The sequence below is a fragment of the Komagataeibacter sp. NFXK3 genome (assembly GCF_054182245.1).
In genome coordinates, this window is record NZ_JAPIVJ010000058.1 from 1 (window position 1) to 3,517 (window position 3,517).

Sequence of the window (3,517 nt, forward strand, 5' to 3'; positions counted from 1 at the left end):
ACAATGGCTCTGGACATATAACCATGACAGACCCAACATGGGGAACAGCGGGCTAACCCCCGCCCAGAAACTAAAAACAGCTGCCTGAATTCTCATTCAATGCCCCACTAAAAATGGGGGGATTACCAATGAGCACATGTCACTGTTCCTCTTTGGGAGAACCATTCTGCGGCACATGCTGCTGTGCCAGATCTGAAATATCAAAAGCACCTATACCACTCTCTCAAACATCTCCCATCTGAGAAAAACCGAAACGGCCAGACCGTCCCAAAATACATCCACACAACCGTTTTCAAGATCACCGTTCACAGTTCTGTCCTGCGGGTGTTTCTGGGTCTTCACCTTTTCCTCATTCCATATTTTTTCGTCACATGTGGTGGTTTTCTGGTGGTTTCTTGGTTGTTTTTTGGTGGCATCTCCCTTCAGGAAAATATGTGGTGATTTTTTGGTGTTTTTCTGGTGTTTTTTTATCCCTTCTCTCATATGGAATGTGGTGGTTTTTTGGTTGCAAACTGGTGTTTTTCTGGTTGTTTTTTGGTGGTTTTCGCTTTTTGCGGGTTTACTCGCTCACGCTCGCTAAGAGAGGACGCTGTTTTCTGCATAAATGGGTGTGGGAAAGGTCTTTTTTCTGCTCTGTTCTGACGGATTTTGCTCCTTAATCTGGCTATACACATAACGCAGTTCTCCGAACTGCGTAACTCATTGAAAACAAAATACTTTGTGCAGCCTATACATTTTATGTGTCGGACGCGCGTCCGACATTTAATTGATTTTTTGGCTGTTTTCTGTAACTATATGTCCGACAAAATGATGTACATTGAACTGGAGCCGTTATGCGCGAGCGTAAATACACGGTGAGATTTACCGAAGACGAAGCAGAGTGGCTCCAGGAGGTTGCTCTTGATGGCAACGTGTCTGGCTATATTCGGGACGCTGTTTTGAGACAGTCCAAAAGTGACCGCAAACTGGTCAACATGAACGATCAGCTGGTGTATCTCGGTCAAAATATGAGGGTGGTGACTGATCTGCTGAATGACCTTGACCGTAAGGTTTCTGGCAAACCCACAATGCCGGAAACAACCAGCTCTGAGGAGGATGGTGGCATCCCAGACGAGCTGATGGGTATAGTGCTGGAAATCCTACTACTGACACGCGCGAATTCAGATAGGCAGGATATCCGTATGGCACAGGGATCGGTTGAATATGCCGGATTGCCAGTGTGGGAAGGCAAGAAGCGCTCCCTAAAAACCGGATAATCTGAACTTCATCTCAACACATAAGGGGCGCGGCGCGTACGAATATCGTTCAAACAGCTTCGATAGGACCCGGATAAGCCTGCACGAGAGGATCATGGGTCAGCAGAAGCAGCCCTTCCACCATCGCCTGAGCCACAAGAATGCGATCAAAAGGATCCCGATGCACATCTGGCAGTTGTCCTACTGCCAGAGCATGCTGGCTGGTGATCGGTAACTCCTCATAGCCATTTTCGATCAGGCCGCGCCGCAACAGATAGGGATCAACCTGGAAGTCTGCACGTACCAGTCCCACCTTGATGGTGACTTCCCATAAACTGGCAGCACTGAAAACCAGAATATTATTCTGATCGTCAATCAGGGTTCTCGCACGCTCTGACAGTTTGTCAGGCTCTCCTGCGGCCCAGAGAAGCAGATGGGTATCCAGAAGCAGCTTCATGCCGAGCCATCGAACAGAGAAATGATGTCCTCCTGTCCCATGCGATCAAAATCCTCTGGCACCCGGATTTTTCCCGTCAAAAAACCCAGACGCCGTTGCTGTTGTTCTTCAGGAGCCGTAATCGGGCTGACCCGCACCATCGGCCGACCGGCTTTGGCAATGATGAAGCTTTCCCCTTTCATGGCCGCATCGATCAACCGGGACAAATGGGTCTTGGCTTCATGAATGTTGACTGTGCGCATAAGAGAAGCCTCCTCATCTTCTACAACAAGACTTAGTCATATGAGTCTAGTCTATCAAGGACTAAGTCTTCTCTCTTCAGAAAATCTGATGGCGCATTTGATGACAATATTCCGACTGGCGATACCGTGATACGTCACGTAAACGCGAAAACAATGGAGAGTGATGAATATCGACAGTTCTGGCGACAGCGTGGCTGCGATACTAAGCGGAAGCGGCATAGCCCGCCGAAGGCATCTGGCGGGAAGGTACGTAAATCGCCCCTCATTCTATTTTCTGGAGTTCTTATCGTGGAAAAAGAAGCAAAATCCCTGTCTGGTAAACCATCAAATCCACATAGCGACACAATGGATGAACTTCTTGCCGTCTCGGATTATTCCAAGCCTCAACCTTTAGACGAACGAGAGTGGATTGACGCTCCTGCTATAGGGCGGGAACTGGTTTAAGTATTTCTTTCTGAGAAAATGATCTACCAACGAACAAACCCCGCCAGAAAGACGGGGTTTGTCTCGACCCTTTAGCACTCTCTCAGAAAGGTAAAGGACATCCTGCTTAGGATCTCTTTCATCACAGTGCAAAGCTAAAAAAGGCCAGACGCTTCAGGTTTGCGCTGTGATCGGGACCAAGGAAAAACCAGCATTTCCGTATAGGTTTTCATGATGAACCGATACCCGTTGTAGCCGTTCATCCAACGTCGATTCCTGCGAGTAACCTCGTTATTATTGTGTTTCTGGTCGCAGTTATACCCTGTCGGATACGACATTGGCGGCCAGGAACGCCGCATAGCCCAGTTCGTCCATCTGACCTGCTGCCAGTGCAAGGACGGCATTCGCCGCATCTTCCTGAGTTGCAGTAAAACGATAGCCGTTCAGTTCCAGAAACAGCACACCGAGCACAAAGCCCGTACGCTTGTTTCCATCGATGAAGGGATGGTTTTTTACGATACCCGCCGTATAGACGGCCGCAAGAAATACTGGATCCAGCGGATCCGCATAGGCCGCATGCTGCTGTGGCCGGGCAAGAGCAGATTTCAGAAGACCTGCGTCACGCACTCCGGAAGCGCCGCCATGCGCCGCTAACAGCCGGTCATGCAGGATCAGGGCATCCCGTTCGTCTATCCAGACGAAGTCTGTCATTGGGCCAGAACATGCAGCGTATCACGGTAACGCCGCATAATATCCTCAGCCTTCGCCATTTTTGTTTCGAAGTCGGGATCATAGGGCACGAGCCGATATCCGCCGTCTGGTGCTTCGGTCAGATACAGGGGCGCGCCGTCCTGGGTGTTCAGCCGTGAGATCACTTCCTTGGGCAGTACTACCCCGAGTGAGTTTCCGAATTTTCGCACTTTCAGTTCGACCATGACAGCCCCCTTTATGTTATTATTATTGTAATAACTTTTTGCGGTTTCAGCAACCACCATGCTCACCGGCCTGTCTGCTCATAGTGGTAAGCAGTCTTTCTTACGCGACGTTCCTTGGCCGACCGCCTTTAGCACCATTCCGGCGTGCTGCCGCTGCCTTTTCCTGGCTGGCGGACGATCCGCCCACGCGTCCCATCTGTGCTGCCATCCAGCTTCGGGAACCGT

At 49.9% G+C, this 3,517-nt stretch carries 6 protein-coding genes and 1 pseudogene; 2 read left to right on the forward strand and 5 right to left on the reverse strand.

The genetic code is table 11. The features are described from left to right. Positions 1-833: 833 nt before the first annotated feature. Positions 834-1,256 carry a hypothetical protein gene (locus tag OQZ28_RS17305; protein ID WP_019092503.1) on the forward strand — a complete coding sequence of 141 codons (423 nt, stop codon included), beginning with the start codon at positions 834-836 and terminating at the stop codon, positions 1,254-1,256. Between the two features lie 49 nt (positions 1,257-1,305). Here the strand turns inward: OQZ28_RS17305 and OQZ28_RS17310 are convergent, their stop codons facing one another. After that, a complete protein-coding gene (locus OQZ28_RS17310) occupies positions 1,306-1,692 on the reverse strand; it encodes a type II toxin-antitoxin system VapC family toxin (protein WP_019092504.1) in 387 nt (128 codons plus the stop codon). Next, on the reverse strand, positions 1,689-1,934 hold the full coding sequence (locus tag OQZ28_RS17315) for a type II toxin-antitoxin system Phd/YefM family antitoxin (RefSeq protein ID WP_019092505.1): 246 nt from the start codon (positions 1,932-1,934) through the stop codon (positions 1,689-1,691). Before OQZ28_RS17315 ends, OQZ28_RS17310 begins: the two co-directional genes overlap by 4 nt. 288 nt (positions 1,935-2,222) lie before the next feature. Here OQZ28_RS17315 and OQZ28_RS17320 point away from each other — a divergent pair, with 288 nt between their 5' ends. Continuing rightward, positions 2,223-2,378, forward strand: a complete 156-nt coding sequence (locus OQZ28_RS17320) for a hypothetical protein (RefSeq protein ID WP_202898839.1) — start codon at positions 2,223-2,225, stop codon at positions 2,376-2,378. Between the two features lie 294 nt (positions 2,379-2,672). On the opposite strand, the gene OQZ28_RS17325 is transcribed toward OQZ28_RS17320, so the two are convergent. From OQZ28_RS17325 to OQZ28_RS17335, 3 genes and pseudogenes are all read right to left on the reverse strand, one after another. Beyond that, positions 2,673-3,068, reverse strand: a complete 396-nt coding sequence (locus OQZ28_RS17325; RefSeq protein ID WP_019092507.1) for a type II toxin-antitoxin system death-on-curing family toxin — start codon at positions 3,066-3,068, stop codon at positions 2,673-2,675. After that, positions 3,065-3,352: an AbrB/MazE/SpoVT family DNA-binding domain-containing protein gene (locus OQZ28_RS17330; RefSeq protein WP_019092508.1), complete on the reverse strand. Its 288-nt coding sequence runs from the start codon at positions 3,350-3,352 to the stop codon at positions 3,065-3,067. The genes OQZ28_RS17325 and OQZ28_RS17330 overlap by 4 nt, the downstream gene beginning before the upstream one ends. 40 nt (positions 3,353-3,392) lie before the next feature. Beyond that, positions 3,393-3,517 (reverse strand): annotated as a pseudogene (locus tag OQZ28_RS17335) (DUF2442 domain-containing protein); the annotation flags it as partial.

Coding starts and splice junctions, on each gene's coding strand:
- OQZ28_RS17305 (WP_019092503.1), top strand. CDS start 834: ATGCGCGAGCGTAAATACACGGTGAGATTTACCGAAGACGAAGCAGAG.
- OQZ28_RS17310 (WP_019092504.1), bottom strand. CDS start 1,692: ATGAAGCTGCTTCTGGATACCCATCTGCTTCTCTGGGCCGCAGGAGAG.
- OQZ28_RS17315 (WP_019092505.1), bottom strand. CDS start 1,934: ATGCGCACAGTCAACATTCATGAAGCCAAGACCCATTTGTCCCGGTTG.
- OQZ28_RS17325 (WP_019092507.1), bottom strand. CDS start 3,068: ATGACAGACTTCGTCTGGATAGACGAACGGGATGCCCTGATCCTGCAT.
- OQZ28_RS17330 (WP_019092508.1), bottom strand. CDS start 3,352: ATGGTGGTTGCTGAAACCGCAAAAAGTTATTACAATAATAATAACATA.